Here is a 16,231-nt window from a genome sequence, read left to right as displayed (position 1 = left end):
CATGAGGGACCTGACACAGGGGCAAGAGATCTGCCCGTACGTGGTACGGCACGCCCGGCGAGGGGACGTGCCCGGCGCGCGGAGCGTCATGCTCGACACGTTCTACCGGGAGTTCGACTACGGGTACGTACCCCAGTGGCACGACGACGTCGTGGACCTCGACAGCACCTACCTCGCGCACCCACGCCACACCCTCGTCGTGGCTGTCCTGGGCGAAGAGGTGGTCGGCACCACCGCGCTCAACTCCCGCGGCCCTGCACACCCCCCGCACCCCCGCTGGCTCAGCGAGCGCTACCCCTCTGGGCGCACGGCGCAGCTCCTGCGGGTGTACGTACGCCCGGACCACCGCAGACACGGACTGGCCCGTGCCATGGTCAGGACGGCCTGCGAGTTCGCCGCAGGCGTCCCCGGTTACGACGCCATCTACCTGCACACGAACGTCGACATCCCCGGCGCGGAGGTCTTCTGGCGCGGCATGGCCGACGAGGTCTGCGACGCCCGCACGACGGGCGAGCACGGCGGCTACGGGACCGTCCACTTCGAAATCCCGATCCCCGTCGCGGCCACCGCCGTCCAGCTCAGCCGCTGACCGACGAAGCGCCTCTCGGGAGGAATCCCCTAAGCCACCCGTTTGGCAGCACACCGCGCCTGCCGGCCGGGGCGCCCCTAGAATGCCGACTGTGAGACCCAAACTCCCGAAGACCGAGGACGGAGGCCGGGTACAGGGCCTCCTGCAGCTCATCGAGGACGGCATCCACCTCGTCGTCGCGGCGCTCCTGGTACTGCTCGCGGGGCTCCTGACCGTCGGGGTCGTCCACGACGTCATCAGGTCGATCCAGGGGCCGTACGAGGAGGAGGCGGTCGTTCTCTCCGCCCTGGACAACGGCCTCGTGCTGTTCATCGTGGCCGAGCTGCTCCACACCGTCCGCCTCACCATCAGGAACCAGACCCTCGACGCGGAGCCGTTCCTCGTCGTCGGCCTGATTGCCGGCATCCGCAAGGTGCTCATCGTGACGGCCGAGGCGGAGAAGTCCTTCCGGTGGAACGTCGAGGGGATCGAACTGCTCATCCTGACAGGGCTGATCCTCGTGATGGCCGCAGCGACGTACGTGTGGCGGCGCTCGACACGGCCGGGGGACTACTTCCCGCGCCAGGAGGCGCGGGGCTCCTCGTCGCCGGAACCGTCACCCACCCCGGGGCGCGGGCCCTGATCCGTCCCCTCGCGCGGCCACGGCCCCCCGCGTGGAGCGCCTCCTGCGCCTCGCGCGACGTCAGGCCCCTGGGGCGCACCGGTTCCTGTCCAGCCGGCGTGGGCTGGTCCGAAGGCCGACCGTGCGTAGCCGGACCGCAGGCACGTCGGCCGACAGTGAGCGGTGATGCCGTCACCCTCGTCCGTGAGCCGTTCGCGCCGGCACCGGTTCACTCCGAGGACTGGTCACCGGAGTCGTCCCGGAGCATGTGGCGACGTTCCTGTTCGCGCTTGGAGTAGGCGGCTGCCCGAATCGCCTCGTCGCTCTCCAAGCCTGATCCCAGCGCGCCGCCCACGGTGGCGACCGAAGCGACGAACCACGACAACGTCAGGTACTCCGTGGCGTGCAGCGGGGCTCCTGTCGCGGAAGTGAACACTCGGTCGTTGATGATGAACAGTGCCCACACCAAGTTGATGGCGATCAGGCCCGCGTAGCAGACGAGTACGCCGATGCCCACGGTTATGACCGTCGAGGCGTTGTAGAGTCTCGCCCTTTGCCTCGCCTCCGGCGAGCGCTCACCCGATCGATGCCATAGTTCCCCGTCTATGATCAGCCAGCCGATCATGACCCCGACAGACCCGATCATGGCGATCACGAGGCGTGGCGGGCTCAGGGCTTCAGCCAGGCTCCAGGTGGTGGAGTTCACGGTGGCGACCGCTCCCGTGGCGAGCGCGGCCGCCAGGGCCTTCGACAAGCCCGGCACCAACCGCCACGGCCGGTTGGCGCGGACCATGCCGGCAAGCACCCTCAGGTAGCCGCGCGGCCCGCTGACGACGTAGCGAAGATCGGCGGTCTCCTCCTCGCCGACCGCGCCCAGGTGGATGGGCGTGTGACGACCGGCGAAGGGTCCCTGAAGCGGCTGACTTCGCGAGGCCCCCTCAGCGCCGAGGGCACGCGCATCCTCCAGGCCGAGCACGGCTTCTTCCACGGCGCGCCGAGCCCTCGTCTGCAGCCGCAGACCCCCCAGTGGAGGAAGAGACAGCAGCGCCAAGCCGTGCTCGTGACTCAGATCCACCACCACCTTGCGCCCGTGTGAGTGCAGCGGAAGGTCGGTGAGGGCCACGACGATGTCCCAGTTCTCCTTGATCCCGCGGTCCATGATCCTGCGCATCAACGTGGGCAGGTCCTCCGTGCCCGAGGTGAAGGGCTCACTGATCACCTCCACGTCAAACCGACGCCCGCGGCCCGACTTGTCGGCGAGCCGAGCGGGAAGCAGCCGCGCCATGCGCTGTGCGATCTCCGTCGGCGCGTCCGGATCCGCCAAGAGAGCCACGACTGTCACGCCCCGAGACGGCTTCCCCATGGCTGGACCCTCCTTCGTGGGCATGCGGTTTCGTCGTCTCCCGACAACGCCTGGCCGGGGGCTACCCGTCGGCGGGGTCTGCTGGGGGTCACCGGGAGCCGAGCGTGTGCCGGGCCGTCTGCACCATTGCCAGGGGTCGCGTCAGGACACCGACCGGCCCGCTACCGGCCGACGACCCTCGGGGCCGGCGGTGACCAGGTTTCCCCTCCTTTCGCGGTGCTCGTGCACGAGGCGGATGGCCATGGCGCCTTCACCGGTCGCCGAGGCCACCCGTTTCACCGAGCCGCTCCTGACGTCCCCGGCGGCGAAGACCCCGGGAAGGGTGGTCTCCAGCAGCAACGGATCGCGGCCGAGGGAGACCCACTGGTTCGCGTCGGCCGCCGCCTGGGCGTCGGCGCCGGTGAGGACGAAGCCCTTCTCGTCCAGGGCCAGCACGCCCCTGAGCCATTCCGTGTGCGGCCGGGCCCCGATGAACACGAACAGCGCCGCGGCCTGCAGCTCGCGGCGCTCATGGGTTGCGTTGTCCTCCACCGTCAGCGACTCCAGCTTCTCCTCTCCGCCGGCGCCCTGGACTTCGGTGCGGAGCGACACCTCGATCTTGGGGTGCCGTTCCACCTGGTCCACCAGATAGCGCGACATGTCCGCGTTGAGGTCGCCGCCCCGGACGAGGAGGTGGACCCTGGACGCGTGGTCGGCGAGGAACAGCGCCGCTTGCCCCGCGGAGTTCCCGCCGCCCACTACGGCGACCGGGGCCGCCCGGCAGAGGCTGGCCTCGTGGATCGTCGCCGCGTAGTAGACGCTGATGCCTTCCAGGCGGTCGATGCCGGGCACGTCGAGCCTGCGGTACCACACGCCCGAGGCGAGCACCACGGCGCCGGCCCGGGCCCGGGACCCGTCTGTGAAGGTGAGGACGTACTCATCGTCCTGCGGGGTGAGCCCGCTGACCTGCGCCGGCACCATGAGGCGGGCACCGAACTTGTGGGCCTGGAGCACCGCGCGTTCGATGAGTTCGCCCCCGGAGAGGCCCGAGGGGAAGCCGAGGTAGTTCTCGATGCGGGATGAGGTCGCGGCCTGGCCTCCGGTGGCCACGGCGTCGACGGTGACCGTGGTGAGGCCGTCGGAGGCACCGTAAACGGCGGCGGCGAGTCCCGCGGGGCCCGCACCGACCACCATGACGTCGCACCGTCCGGTCTCGGGTGAGGGGGCTGGCAGCCCGATGAGCCGGGCGAGTTCGGCGTTGCTCGGATTGCGCAGCACCCGCTCGCCCTTCCAGAGGACCACCGGTGTCTCCTCTGGGCGGATGGCGAACCGGCGCAGCAGTGACTCCGCCTCCTTGTCCCTCTCCAGATCCACCCAGCGGTGGGGCAGCCGGTTGCGGGCGGCGAACTCGCGCAGCCGCAGCGTGTCCCGTGAGTAGCACGATCCCAGGATGCGGAAGCCGGCGCCGAGGCCGATGAGCAGGTACCTGCGGCCCAGGTAGGCGCGGAGGATCAGGTCGCCGAGGACGGGGTCGCTGCCGACCAGGGCGCGTTGCCGTTGCACCGGCACGGCCAGGATCTCGCCGGCCTCGCGCACCACGGCGGTGTCGAATGCCGCCTGCCCCTCCAGCAGTCCGAGTTCACCGAGGAACCTGCCGGGTCCGTGCACCGCCACCGTGCGCTCGTCGGGCCCGCCGTGGTCGTGGAGGATCTCGACGGTTCCCCTGAGGATCGCTAGGAACTCCCGGAACGGCTCGCCCTCGCGGTACAGCACCTCGCCCTCGGCGGTCCCGCGACGCTCACCGTGGGCGGTCAGATCCTGGAGCTGCTCCGGTGTCAGGCGCGGGAACGCCCCGTACCGGTCCGGTGTCTCACGGACCGCACCGTGCGTCATGGTTCTCCTTCCGTGGGGTGGGGCAGCTCGGCTGCGGCCCGCGGGAGGCGGATTCGGGGCCGCTGCTTCATGGGCTTCCGCACCATCCGGTCCATCGTGTTCACCCTCCTGCAGCGGTGTGGCGGCTGGCCATCGCCTGCTCGACCCATGAGCGCAGGACGTGCGCGGGTGCCGCCCCGGCCTGCCGGGCGATCGTCTCGCCGTGGTCCAGGACGAGCAGCGTGGGCACCGCCTGCACCTCGAACCGCCGGCCGAGCCCGGGGTTCTGGTCGACGTCGACCTTGACGAGCTTGATCCGTCCGGCGAGGTCGCGGGCGACCTGTTCGAGGGCGGGGCTGACCATGCGGCAGGGACCGCACCAGGTGGCCCAGAGGTCGACGACGACGGGCGTGGTGGCCTGATCGGCGATCTCGGCGAAGTCGTTGTCGCCGGCGTCGACGATCCAGGGCAGGGGCTGTTCGCAGTGGCCGCATTTGGGTCGGCCCTTTGCGGCCACGGGAATGCGGTTGCCGCGCCCGCAGTTCGGGCAGGTCACCGTCGTCGTCCGGGTGGTGCTCACGCCGCCCTCGCTTCCCGGGCCCCCTCCTCCTGCTGGTCGTAGGTGACCACCAGCTCTCCGTGCTCGGCGTCGACACGGACCGTCGCGCCGTCCTGGACGTCGCCGCGCAGCAGGGCGCGCCCGACCAGTGTCTCGACCTCGTGGGAGATGTAGCGCCGCAGCGGCCGGGCCCCGTACACGGGGTCGTAGCCCTGGTGGGCTATCACCTCGCGGGCCGCGTCGGTCAGTTCGACGGTGATGCGGCGTTCGGCGAGCCGCTGTCGCAGCTCGTCGAACTGCAGCTCCACGATCCGTTCGATCTGCCGCTCGCCGAGCGGCTTGAACAGCACGATGTCGTCGACGCGGTTGAGGAACTCCGGGCGGAAGTGCCCGCGCAGCTCGCCCATCACCAGGGCGCGGGCGTCCGGCTTGATCTCGCCCTCGGCGGTCGCGCCGTCGAGGAGGTGCTCGGAGCCGATGTTGGACGTCATGATGATCACGGTGTTGCGGAAGTCGACGGTGCGGCCCTGAGCATCGGTGATGCGGCCGTCATCGAGGATCTGCAGCAGCGTGTTGAAGACATCGGTGTGCGCCTTCTCGACCTCGTCGAACAGGACGACCGAGTACGGCTTGCGGCGTACGGCCTCGGTGAGCTGGCCGCCTTCCTCGTAGCCGACGTATCCGGGCGGTGCGCCCATGAGCCGGCTGACGGTGTGCCGCTCCTGGTACTCGCTCATGTCGAGGCGGACCATGTTCTCCTCGGAGTCGAACAGGGTCCGGGCCAGCGTCTTGGCCAGCTCGGTCTTCCCGACGCCGGTGGGGCCGAGGAAGATGAACGAGCCGATGGGGCGGCGCGGGTCGCGGATGCCGGAGCGGGCGCGGATGATGGCGTCGGCGACGAGCTTGACGGCCTCGTCCTGGCCGATGACGCGCTCGCGCAGGATCTCGTCGAGGCGCAGCAGTTTCTCGCGTTCGCCCTCCTGGAGGCGGGCGACGGGGATGCCGGTCCAGGCGGCGACGATCTCGGCGATCTCCTCCTCGGTGACGACCTCGCGCAGCAGCCGGTTCTTCCCTTGTTTGGAGGCCAGTTGCTCCTCCTCCGCGGCGAGTCGGCGTTCCAGGTCCTGGAGGCGGCCGTAGCGGAGTTCGGCGGCGCGGTTGAGGTCGTAGGCGCGTTCGGCCTCCTCCGCCTCGTGGCGGACCTGTTCCAGTTCCTTGCGCAGTTCCTGCACGCGGCGGATGCCCTGCCGTTCGGCCTCCCACTGGGCGTGTTTGGCGTCGGCCTCGGCCCGCAAGTTGGCCAGTTCCCTGCGCAGCTCTTCCAGGCGGGCTTCACTGGCGGGGTCGGTCTCCTTGGAGAGGGCGGCCTCCTCGATCTCCAGGCGGGTGACGCGGCGGGTGATCTCGTCGAGTTCGGCGGGCATCGAGTCGATCTCGGTACGCAGCCGGGCGCACGCCTCGTCGACGAGGTCGATGGCCTTGTCGGGCAGGAACCGGTCGGTGATGTAGCGGTGGCTGAGGGTGGCCGCGGAGACCATCGCGGTGTCCTGGATCTTCACGCCGTGGAAGACCTCCAGGCGTTCGCGCAGTCCGCGCAGGATGGAGATGGTGTCCTCCACGCTGGGCTCGTCGACCACCACCTGCTGGAAGCGGCGTTCGAGGGCGGCGTCCTTCTCGATGTGCTTGCGGTACTCGTCGAGGGTGGTGGCGCCGATCATGTGGAGTTCGCCGCGGGCGAGCATCGGCTTGAGCATGTTGCCCGCGTCCATGGCTCCTTCGGCGGCGCCCGCGCCGACGACGGTGTGCAGTTCGTCGACGAAGAGCAGGATGCGCCCCTGGGCGGCCTTGACCTCGCTGAGCACGGCCTTGAGGCGTTCCTCGAATTCACCGCGGTACTTGGCGCCGGCGACCAGGGAGCCCATGTCGAGGGCGAACACGATCTTGTCGCGGAGTCCCTCGGGCACGTCGCCGCGGACGATGCGCTGGGCGAGGCCCTCGACGATGGCGGTCTTGCCGACGCCGGGGTCGCCGATGAGGACGGGGTTGTTCTTGGTCTTGCGGCTGAGGATCTGGGTGACGCGGCGGATCTCGGCGTCCCGGCCGATGACCGGGTCGAGCCTGCTGTGCCTGGCCTCGGCGACGAGATCGCGGCCGTACTTCTCCAGCGCCTCGTAGGCCACCTCGGGGTTGGCGGAGGTGACGCGCTGATTGCCGCGCACCCGGGTGAGCGCGCTCAGGAACGAGTCCCTGGTGACGCCGGCCTCCTTGAGCAGGCGCCCGGCGGCGGTCGCGGAGCCCTCCTCGACCAGGGCGAGCAGGAGGTGCTCCACCGACACGTACTCGTCCTTGAGGCGTTTGGCCTCCCGTTCGGCGGCGTCGAGCAGGCGAGAGAGGCGCTGAGTGACGAAGACCTGGCCGGGTGCCGCGCCGGGGCCGGTGACCTTCGGGCGGCGGGAGAGATCCTCGCGCACGGCCGCGCGCAGTCCCTCCGGCTCGGTGCCGGCCTGTTGCAGCAACCGCGGGATCAGACCGTCCTCCTGGTCGAGAAGTGCGAGCAGCAGGTGTTCCCCGTCGACCTCGGTCTGGCCCATGCGGACGGCCGCGGTCTGGGCTTCCTGGAGGGCTTCCTGGGACTTCTGGGTGAGACGGTTCATGTCCATGGGGGTGTTTCACTCCTCGTGCCGCGGCCGCGCAGGGCGGCTTCGAGCAGGCTGATGCGGTCGAGCAGGTCGAGCACCAGGCCGATGGAGGCGTAGTTGAGGCAGAGTCCGGAGCGCAGCCGCTGGATGCGGGCGAGGACCGCCGGTGCCGTGGGATCGAACACCAGGTGCCCCGCGGCGTCGCGTTCGGCGTCGACCAGGCCGAGGGCGACGAACCGGCGGACCAGGTCGGGGTGGAGGCCCGAGCGCCGGGCCACGGCGTCCAGGGACAGCCTGGGAACGCGCACGAGCGCGTACCGGACGGCCGTCGAGGTGGTGACGTCGGTGCCCGTTCGTACCGGACGGTCGCCCATGCCGGCCCGGCCGATGCCTGCCGCTCCCGGGGGTCGGTCGTTCATCGCGTCCTCCTGGGGTCGTACGAGGAGGTGGCGGCGAGCTCCTCGAACAGTTCGCGTTCCCGGTCGCCGAGGGTGGGGGGCACCATGACGCGGATTTCGGCGTACAGGTCGCCGCTTGCGCCGCGCGGGTTCGGCATGCCCTCGCCGCGCAGTCGCAGCCTCCGGCCGCTGGAGGAGCCCGCGGGCACCGTGACCTTGGCCGTGCCGCCGCCGGGGGTGGGCACCGGCACGGTCGCGCCCAGGGCCGCCTCCCAGGGGGCGATCGGGAGCTGGACGTGCAGGTCACGGCCGTCCAGCCGGAACCGGGGGTGGGGCTGGACGCGCACCCGCAGGTACAGGTCGCCCGCGGAGGCGTCACCACGGCCCCGGCCGCCCTCGCCCGCCAGCCGGATGCGCTGCCCGTCGGTGACGCCCGGCGGCACGTTGACCTCGTACCGCCGCGGCTGCCCGGTGGGACCGGCGAGCGTGACGGTGCGACGGCCGCCCCGGTACGCCTCCTCCACGGTGAGCGGCAGCTCGGCCTCCTGGTCGGCTCCCGGTACACCGGCGCGGGCGGCGCCGGCTCCGAAGAGCGAGCCGAACAGGTCCTCGATGTCGATGTCCTCCGCTGCGAAGTCGTCGCCGAAGCCGGTGGTGTACCGGGCGCGGGGGCCGCCCGCGCCCGCGGTCCTCCCACCGCGGAAGCCGCCGCCCGCTCCGGCCGCGACCCGTTCGTCGAAGTCCTCGGGGATCTTGCGGAAGTCCTCGCCGAAGCGGTCGTAACGGGCCCGGGTCTTCGGGTCCGACAGGACGCTGTACGCCTCGTTGAGGTCCTTGAAGCGTTCCTCCGCCTCCGGGTCCTTGTTGACGTCCGGGTGGTTCTTGCGGGCGAGCTTGCGATATGCCTGCTGGATCTCGTCCTGGCTCGCGGTCCGCGACACGCCCAGCACCTCGTAGAAGTCCCGTGCCATGACCGGTCACTCCCGCTTCGCGACCGTCACGGCGGCGGGCCTGAGCTGCCGTTCGCCGTCTCCGTAGCCCGGGCGCAGCACCTCGACGACGGTGCCCGGTTCCGCGTCGGGGTCCTGGACGACGGCGACCACCTCGTGCCGGGCCGGGTCGAAGGCGATGCCGGTCTCCGCGTGCCGCGGGAAGCCGAGCAGTTCGAGGACGTTCACCGCCTGGTCGCGGACCGCCCGGACGCCCTCCACGATCGCGCCGGGGTCGGCTCCCGCATGGGTCAGGGCGAGTTCGAGGTTGTCCAGGACGGGCAGGAAGGCGGCGGCCGTCCGGGACCGCTCGACCATCCGCTCGCGCTCCAGTTCCCTGGCGTGACGCTTGCGGAGGTTGTCGAGGTCGGCGAGCGCGCGCCGCCAGCGGTCCTCCAGTTCCCGGATCGCGGTCGTGTACTCGTCCTCGGAGGGTGCGGGGCCGCCGGCCGCGTCGGGGCCGGGTTCCTCGTCCGTGGCAGACCCCGGCCCGGCCGGCGGGCCCGAGGGCGGAAGATCGCCGCGGGGAGGGCGTACGGCGCCCTGCGGAGCCGGGCCGGCCTGGTCCGGGGCGGCGGGGTCGGGTTCCCTGGGGTGGATCGGCATGGCGGTTCCTCAGTCCTTGTCGAACTCGGCGTCGATGACGTCGTCGTCACCGCCACCGCCTGTCGCGCCGCCCCCGGTGGTGTCCTGGCCGGGACCTCCCGTGGCGGCACCGCCCTGATGCGCCACCAGCCCTGCCAGCACCTGCTGGAGTTCGGAGGTCAGGGGCCGCACCCGCTCCGCGCCCGCCTCCTCCTTGACCGCCGCCCGGGCATCCGACACGAGCATTTCGGCGCGTGCCTTCTCGTGCGCGGGGGCTGCGTCGCCCAGTTCGGCGAGGCGCTTCTCGACCTGGTACGCGACGGCGTCGAGCTCGTTGCGGGCGTCGACGGCCTCGCGCAGCGCCTGGTCCTGGCCCCGGTTGCTCTCGGCCTCCTGGACCATGCGTTCGACCTCGCCGCGGTCCAGGTTGGAGCTCTCGCTGATGGTGATGCCCTGTTCCTTGCCGGTGTCCCGGTCGCGGGCCTTGACCTCGAGAATGCCGTTGGCGTCGACGTCGAAGGTGACCTCGATCTGCGGTTCGCCCCGCGGCGCCGGCCGGATGTCGGTGAGCTGGAACCGGCCGAGCACCCGGTTGTCCGCGGCGCGCTCCCGCTCCCCCTGGAGGACCACCACATCGACGGCCGGCTGGTTGTCCTCGGCAGTGGAGAAGGTCTCGGAGCGGCGCACCGGGATGGTGGTGTTCCGCTCGATGATCTTCGTCATCACGCCGCCGCGCGTCTCCACGCCCAGCGAGAGGGGCGTGACGTCGAGCAGCAGGACGTCCTTGACCTCGCCCTTGAGCACCCCGGCCTGGATCGCGGCGCCCAGGGCCACGACCTCATCGGGGTTGACGCTCATATTGGGTTCCTTGCCGCCGGTCAGCCGGCGCACGAGGGCCTGTACGGCAGGGATGCGGGTGGAGCCGCCGACGAGAATGACCTCGTCGATGTCGCTCTCGCCGACCTTGGCGTCGGCCATGGCCTGCTGGACCGGTCCCAGGCACCGCTCCACCAGGTCGCCGGTGATCTGCTCGAACGTGGACCGCATGATCGAGTCGGTGAGGTGCTTGGGGCCCGAAGCGTCGGCGGTGACGAACGGCAGGCTGACCTGCGTCTGCGTCACCGAACTCAGCTCGGTCTTGGCCTTCTCCGCCGCCTCGAACAGGCGTTGCAGCGCCTGCGGGTCCTTGCGCAGATCGATGCCGTTCTCCTTCTGGAAGTCGTCCGCGAGGTAATCCACCAGGCGCCGGTCGAAGTCGTCACCGCCCAGGTGACTGTCGCCGGCGGTGGACCGCACCTCCACCACGCCGTCGCCGACGTCGAGGATGCTCACGTCGAAGGTGCCGCCGCCCAGGTCGAAGACCAGCACCGTCTCGTGCTCCTTCTTGTCCATGCCGTACGCGAGGGCCGCCGCGGTCGGCTCGTTGATGATCCGCAGCACCTCCAGACCCGCGATCCGTCCGGCGTCCTTGGTGGCGGTGCGCTGAGCGTCGTTGAAGTAGGCGGGCACCGTGATGACCGCCTCCGTGACCCGCTCCCCCAGCTGCTTGGAGGCGTCGTCGGCGAGTTTGCGCAGCACCTGGGCGCTGATCTCCTCAGGCGCATACAGCTTGTCGCGCACCTTGAAGCGGGCCGCCCCGCCGTCGCCCTCGACGACGTCGTACGCCACCGCCCTGGCCTCCTCGGAGATCTCGTCGAAGTGCCGGCCGATGAACCGCTTGGCCGAGTAGATGGTGCCCTTGGGGTTGAGGATCGCCTGGCGCCGGGCCAGCTGGCCCACCAGGCGCTCGCCGGTATCGGTGAAGGCCACCACGGACGGCGTCGTACGGTTGCCCTCGCTGTTGGGCACGACGGACGGCTCGCCGCCCTCCCACACGGCGATCACCGAGTTCGTGGTGCCCAGATCGATGCCCACTGCCTTGGCCATGAGGAACTCCTCCCCGTGCGGCGGCATGCGCCGACACTGCGGATCCGATCGTTCAGGTATGGGCGGGACGCCCGCCGGCACCGGTAGTCCGCAGCCCGCCGAGCAGCCGTACGGCCTCGTCGACCGCTTCGTCCACGACGACGTCGTACCGGCTGGGCTGCGCCCGGGGGACGGAGGCGAAGTCCTGCGGCTCCGGCCGAACAGCCAGCCGATCAGCGCACCGGGAATCCCTGGTCCGAGAGGTGGTCGACGGCGCGTTCGGCTTCCTGCGAGGCTGCTCGGTCGTCGTCCGGTCCTTCCTGTCGGTGCGGACGACGGCCCCCCGGCACGTCCCAGACTGGCGCACCGAGCAGCGATACGCCTGCCCCCGACAGGTCAAAGAACAACGGCGTCCCTCGCCCTGCGAGCACGACACGAGGACTCCGGACATCCCGGGTACGTTGATAGGGGAGGCGTACAGGAAGGGTCACCGTCACCTCTCTGAGGGCCCGGAGAAGGGGTACTCCCCTGGCCGGCTGGCTGGGCCGGGAACGGCCGGGAACGTGTACCCCGCCGGCTCGGGGAGAACCTCGGCGAGAGTGGAGTGATCCCATGGCCGGCAGCCGAGCGCACAACCCGTACCTCCGCCGCTCCGACCGGGAGGGCAGCCTTCCACGGGGCAGGGCCGGACGGCAGTCCACAGCCGCGCGGAGTGGGCCCCGCCCACCCGTTCCCACCCCGGGAGACCATGCCCCCCACGAACTGATGGTGCTCTCCTGTGCCCTGCTCGACACCCGGGACGAAGCCGAGATCCTGCGCCTGGCCATGGACCACATAACCGCCGCAGGGCCGTACAGTGCCGAGGCCGGATACCTGCGGGTGGACGGCGAGCTGGTCCCCAGCCCGAGGGACGGGCAGATCCCTGCCCTGGCCGTGGACCGGAGGGTGCGGGAGTTGGCCGGGCAAGACGGCCCCGTGACCGTACCCGGCCGGCCCTGGGGCCGGGCCCTGGGGCTGCGCGGACTTGAGAGACTCCACGGCTACCTCGTGGTGACGTCCCGATCCCGGCCCACCGTGGCCGAGCGATCCCTGCTCGCCACGCTCGTCCGGCACACCGCTGCTGCTCTGTCGGTCGCCTTCATGCACCGCCGCCAACGCGAGGACGCGCTGAAGATGCACCGGCTGAGGGAGGAACGAACAGCCCTCCAGCGGCAGCTGATCTCCGTCGTGGCCGAGCTGGGGTACCAGCGGGCCGTTCACGCGCTCATGGCCGACGTCGCTGCCTCGGGCGGCGGCGAGGAAGCCATCACCCGCGCACTGCACGAGTTCACTGGACTCCCCGCGCTGGTCGAGGACCGCTTCGGTCGGCTGAGGTCCTGGACCGGCCCCAGCCGCCCCGACCCCTATCCGGAACCGGACCCCGTGCGCCAGGACGCAATGCTGCACGCCGTTGCCCGGGAGGTCGGACCGGTACGGATCAAGGACCGGCTGATCACTCTGGTCCGCCCGCACGGCGAGATCCTGGGCGTTCTCGCCCTGGTCGACGCCCGGGGCCAGACCGACGAACACACCGTACTCGCGCTGGAACACGCCGCCACGTCGCTCGCCCTGGAGCTGGCACACCTGCGCAATCTGGCCGAAGTGGAGCTGAGGCTGCACCGCGAGCTGGTCGACGACCTCCTGGCAGGGACGGACGAGGCGAGCGCCTACGCCCGGTCCGAGGCAGTCGGACACGACCTGCACCGCAGCCACTACATCATCGTGGTGCAGTGGTCGAACCGGACGACGGACGATTCCTTCGCGCAGACCGTGGGCCGGGCGGCCTCTGCCGTGGGCATGCGCTCGCTGCTGACCCGACGTTCCGACCACGTGGTCCTGGTCGCCGACGACAGACCGCACGCCCGCGCCCTGTACGAGGCGCTCGCCCTGGAGACCGGGACACGGTCCGGGACGATCGGGGTGAGCGCCCCGTGCGAATCGCTGGACGACATCCCCCACCGCTACCAGGAGGCGCAGCGCGCGATGGAAGTGCGCCGCCACTCCCGCGAGCGCTACGGCACGACCTTTTTCGACGAGCTCGGCCTCTACCGGATCCTGGGACCTGGCAACGATTACCGGGAGCTGGAGACGTTCGTCCACGAGTGGCTCGGGCAGCTCATCGACTACGACTCCCGGCACCACGCGGCCATGGTGGAGACCCTGTCCCGGTACTTCGACTGCGGGGGCAACTACGACGAGACCGCCGAATCCCTCGCGATCCACCGCAGCACGCTGCGCTATCGCCTCCAGCGCATCCGCGACATCAGCGGCAACGACCTCGCGAACGTCGAAGACCGGCTCAACCTCCAGGTGGCGACCCGAGTGTGGAAGATCGCGCTGGGCGGACCCGGCTGACGCCCCGCTGTCGCGCGAGCGGCGCCAGAGATCGGGCCCACCGCAGCCACGTCGCGGTGGGCCCGTTCCCGTTGTTTCCCGGCGTTCTGGCCCCTCAGACGGCGGGCGGGAACCTGTCCCAGGCCCGGTGCTCGGCCAGGGCTGCGGTCATGGTCTCCACGACGGCTGCGCCGTCCTCGCCCAGGGCGATACCCGGGTCGCCGGCTGTGATGCCGGCGGTCTCGAGGAGCCGGCCCGCGCCGTTCCAGCCGCCGATGGCCTTGCCGTGCCGGTACGCCTCGGTGACGAGCAGGAGCACGCGCGGATCGACGGCTCGCGGCGGCCGGGCGGTGCCGGCCTTGGCGTCGCGGGCGCCGTACGCGTCCGCCCCTGCCGCGGGGACGCCGGCGAGCAGGACGGCGTCGAATTCGGTGGAGCGGGCGGTGGCGTAGGTCCGCTGGATGGTGATCGGAGCGCCGTCGGGGTCGAGGGTGCCGCCGGTCGGGGCGATGACGAGGGGCACCATGCCGGCGTCGAGGATGGCTTGCCGGGCGGCCCGTACACCGTCCAGGTCGGCCTCCGGATCGGCGATGATGCCGATGACGCGGCCGTCGGTCGGCCAGGTGCCGCCCATTTGGGAGAGGGCCGGGCTGGGGTCGGACTCGGCGAGCGGCTCGGTGGCCGCGGGGGCCGGCAGTCCGAGACCGGTGGCGACCTGTTCGCACAACTGCGGGTCGATGTTCGCGAGGACCTGGAGGGTGCGTTCCTTGATGGCCTGCTCGTAGCACTTGTTCAGTTCGAAGGTGTACGCGGCGATGATGTGCTCACGCTCGGGCGGCGTCATGCTGAGCCAGAACAGCCGCGGTTGGGAGAAGTGGTCCGAGAACGAGGCGGGTGCCTCACGGACCTTGCTCGCCGCCGGAACCTTCACCGGCGTTTCGATGAAGGCGCCCATGTCGGCTCCGGCGAAGAAGGGGCAGCCGCCATCGAGGCTGTTGGGGTGATAGGGGGCGACCCCGGTGTGGACAGCGGTCTGGTGCATGCCGTCGCGGAGCATGTCGTTGACGGGCGCGTGCGGCCGGTTGATCGGGATCTGCCCGAAGTTGGGGCCGCCGAGTCGGCTGATCTGCGTATCGAGGTAGGAGAAGAGCCGTCCTGCGAGCAGCGGGTCGTCGGTGACGTCGATGCCCGGGACCAAGTGTCCCGGGTGGAAGGCGACTTGCTCGGTCTCGGCGAAGTAGTTCTTGGCGTTCGCGTTCAGGGTCATGAGCCCGATCGGCTGGACCGGCGCGAGCTCCTCAGGGACGATCTTCGTCGGGTCGAGGAGGTCGATGCCTTCGAAGGTCTGGTCCGGGGTGTCGGGGAAGACCTGGATGCCGAGCTCCCACTGCGGGAAGGCGCCGGATTCGATGGCGTCGAAGAGGTCACGGCGGTGGAAGTCGGGGTCCATCCCGTTGATCAGCTGCGCTTCCTCCCAGACCAGGGAGTGCACGCCCAGCTTGGGCTTCCAGTGGAATTTCACCAGCACGCTTTCGTCGGCCGCGTTGACCAGGCGGAACGTATGGACGCCGAAGCCCTCCATCATCCGGTAGGACCGCGGGATGCCGCGGTCGGACATGTTCCACAGGGTGTGGTGCGTGGCTTCGGTGTGGAGCGAGACGAAGTCCCAGAAGGTGTCGTGGGCGCTCTGCGCCTGCGGGATCTCCCGGTCGGGATGCGGTTTGCCGGCGTGGATGATGTCGGGGAACTTGACGGCGTCCTGAATGAAGAAGACCGGGATGTTGTTGCCGACCAGGTCGAATGTGCCTTCCTCGGTGTAAAACTTCGTCGCGAACCCGCGGGTGTCGCGCACCGTGTCGGCCGAGCCGCGTGAACCGAGCACGGTGGAGAACCTGACGAACACGGGCGTCTCCACGTCCTTCGCGAGGAAGGCGGCACGCGTCACTTCGCCTGCGGTTCCGTACCCCTGGAAGACCCCGTGGGCGGCGGCGCCGCGCGCATGGACCACCCGTTCCGGGATCCGCTCGTGGTCGAAGTGCGTGATCTTCTCGCGCAGATGGTGGTCCTGCAGTAGAACCGGCCCCCGCGCTCCGGCCTTCAGCGAATGGTCGGTGTCGTGGAGCCGTGCCCCTTGGGCGGTGGTGAGATAGGCACCGCTCTGCGCCATCCGCGCCTGCTCCGCCCCGGTGGCCTGCCCGGTGGGGCTCACGGTCTCCGGCCCTTCCTGGTCCGCTTTCGGCGGGAGGGGCTCGGAGGGCTGCGTCGGCTCGGCCACGGCCGGTGATACCGGTCCCGGCTTGCCCGGCACGCCGTTCTCGTCCGGCTCCGGGGCGGCAGGGCTGTGCTTCGTGGTCATCGCATGTCTCCAGGGGACGGGCT

12 protein-coding genes are annotated in these 16,231 nt (G+C 70.7%); 3 read left to right on the top strand and 9 right to left on the bottom strand.

All coding sequences use genetic code 11. From position 1 onward, the window contains the following. The first annotated feature begins 1 nt into the window (after window position 1). A complete protein-coding gene (locus ACZ4VT_RS13965; protein WP_467949324.1) occupies window positions 2–589 on the top strand; it encodes a GNAT family N-acetyltransferase in 588 nt (195 codons plus the stop codon). A gap of 82 nt (window positions 590–671) precedes the next feature. Next, on the top strand, window positions 672–1,211 hold the full coding sequence (locus tag ACZ4VT_RS13960; RefSeq protein WP_467949323.1) for a phosphate-starvation-inducible PsiE family protein: 540 nt from the start codon (window positions 672–674) through the stop codon (window positions 1,209–1,211). Between the two features lie 208 nt (window positions 1,212–1,419). Here ACZ4VT_RS13960 and ACZ4VT_RS13955 read toward each other — a convergent pair whose 3' ends face one another. From ACZ4VT_RS13955 to dnaK, 8 genes are all read right to left on the bottom strand, one after another. Next, on the bottom strand, window positions 1,420–2,577 hold the full coding sequence (locus ACZ4VT_RS13955) for a hypothetical protein (RefSeq protein ID WP_467949322.1): 1,158 nt from the start codon (window positions 2,575–2,577) through the stop codon (window positions 1,420–1,422). A gap of 117 nt (window positions 2,578–2,694) precedes the next feature. Further along, complete coding sequence (locus ACZ4VT_RS13950; RefSeq protein WP_467949321.1) at window positions 2,695–4,425, bottom strand: FAD-dependent oxidoreductase; 1,731 nt, start codon at window positions 4,423–4,425, stop codon at window positions 2,695–2,697. 100 nt (window positions 4,426–4,525) lie between these two features. Continuing rightward, complete coding sequence (gene trxA / locus ACZ4VT_RS13945) at window positions 4,526–4,984, bottom strand: thioredoxin (RefSeq protein ID WP_467949319.1); 459 nt, start codon at window positions 4,982–4,984, stop codon at window positions 4,526–4,528. Then, on the bottom strand, window positions 4,981–7,623 hold the full coding sequence (gene clpB, locus ACZ4VT_RS13940) for an ATP-dependent chaperone ClpB (protein ID WP_467949317.1): 2,643 nt from the start codon (window positions 7,621–7,623) through the stop codon (window positions 4,981–4,983). The genes trxA and clpB overlap by 4 nt, the downstream gene beginning before the upstream one ends. Then, window positions 7,614–8,021 carry a chaperone modulator CbpM gene (locus ACZ4VT_RS13935; protein WP_467949315.1) on the bottom strand — a complete coding sequence of 136 codons (408 nt, stop codon included), beginning with the start codon at window positions 8,019–8,021 and terminating at the stop codon, window positions 7,614–7,616. The genes clpB and ACZ4VT_RS13935 overlap by 10 nt, the downstream gene beginning before the upstream one ends. Next, complete coding sequence (locus ACZ4VT_RS13930) at window positions 8,018–8,971, bottom strand: DnaJ C-terminal domain-containing protein (protein ID WP_467949313.1); 954 nt, start codon at window positions 8,969–8,971, stop codon at window positions 8,018–8,020. The genes ACZ4VT_RS13935 and ACZ4VT_RS13930 overlap by 4 nt, the downstream gene beginning before the upstream one ends. Before the next feature lie 6 nt (window positions 8,972–8,977). Then, entirely contained in the window at window positions 8,978–9,595 is a 618-nt protein-coding gene (locus ACZ4VT_RS13925; RefSeq protein ID WP_467949311.1) for a nucleotide exchange factor GrpE, read from the bottom strand. A 9-nt stretch (window positions 9,596–9,604) separates the two neighbouring features. Next, complete coding sequence (gene dnaK, locus ACZ4VT_RS13920) at window positions 9,605–11,500, bottom strand: molecular chaperone DnaK (protein ID WP_467949309.1); 1,896 nt, start codon at window positions 11,498–11,500, stop codon at window positions 9,605–9,607. Between the two features lie 591 nt (window positions 11,501–12,091). On the opposite strand from dnaK, the gene ACZ4VT_RS13915 reads away from it, so the two are divergent. Beyond that, complete coding sequence (locus tag ACZ4VT_RS13915; RefSeq protein WP_467949307.1) at window positions 12,092–13,873, top strand: PucR family transcriptional regulator; 1,782 nt, start codon at window positions 12,092–12,094, stop codon at window positions 13,871–13,873. A gap of 94 nt (window positions 13,874–13,967) precedes the next feature. On the opposite strand, the gene ACZ4VT_RS13910 is transcribed toward ACZ4VT_RS13915, so the two are convergent. Beyond that, window positions 13,968–16,208, bottom strand: a complete 2,241-nt coding sequence (locus tag ACZ4VT_RS13910; protein ID WP_467949305.1) for a catalase — start codon at window positions 16,206–16,208, stop codon at window positions 13,968–13,970. Between the last annotated feature and the right edge of the window lie 23 nt (window positions 16,209–16,231).

The sequence above is a fragment of the Streptomyces sp. NPDC029164 genome (assembly GCF_055563995.1).
The sequence above is the reverse complement of the archived record's forward strand: the minus strand, read 5'-3'. Positions and strand labels throughout refer to the sequence as shown.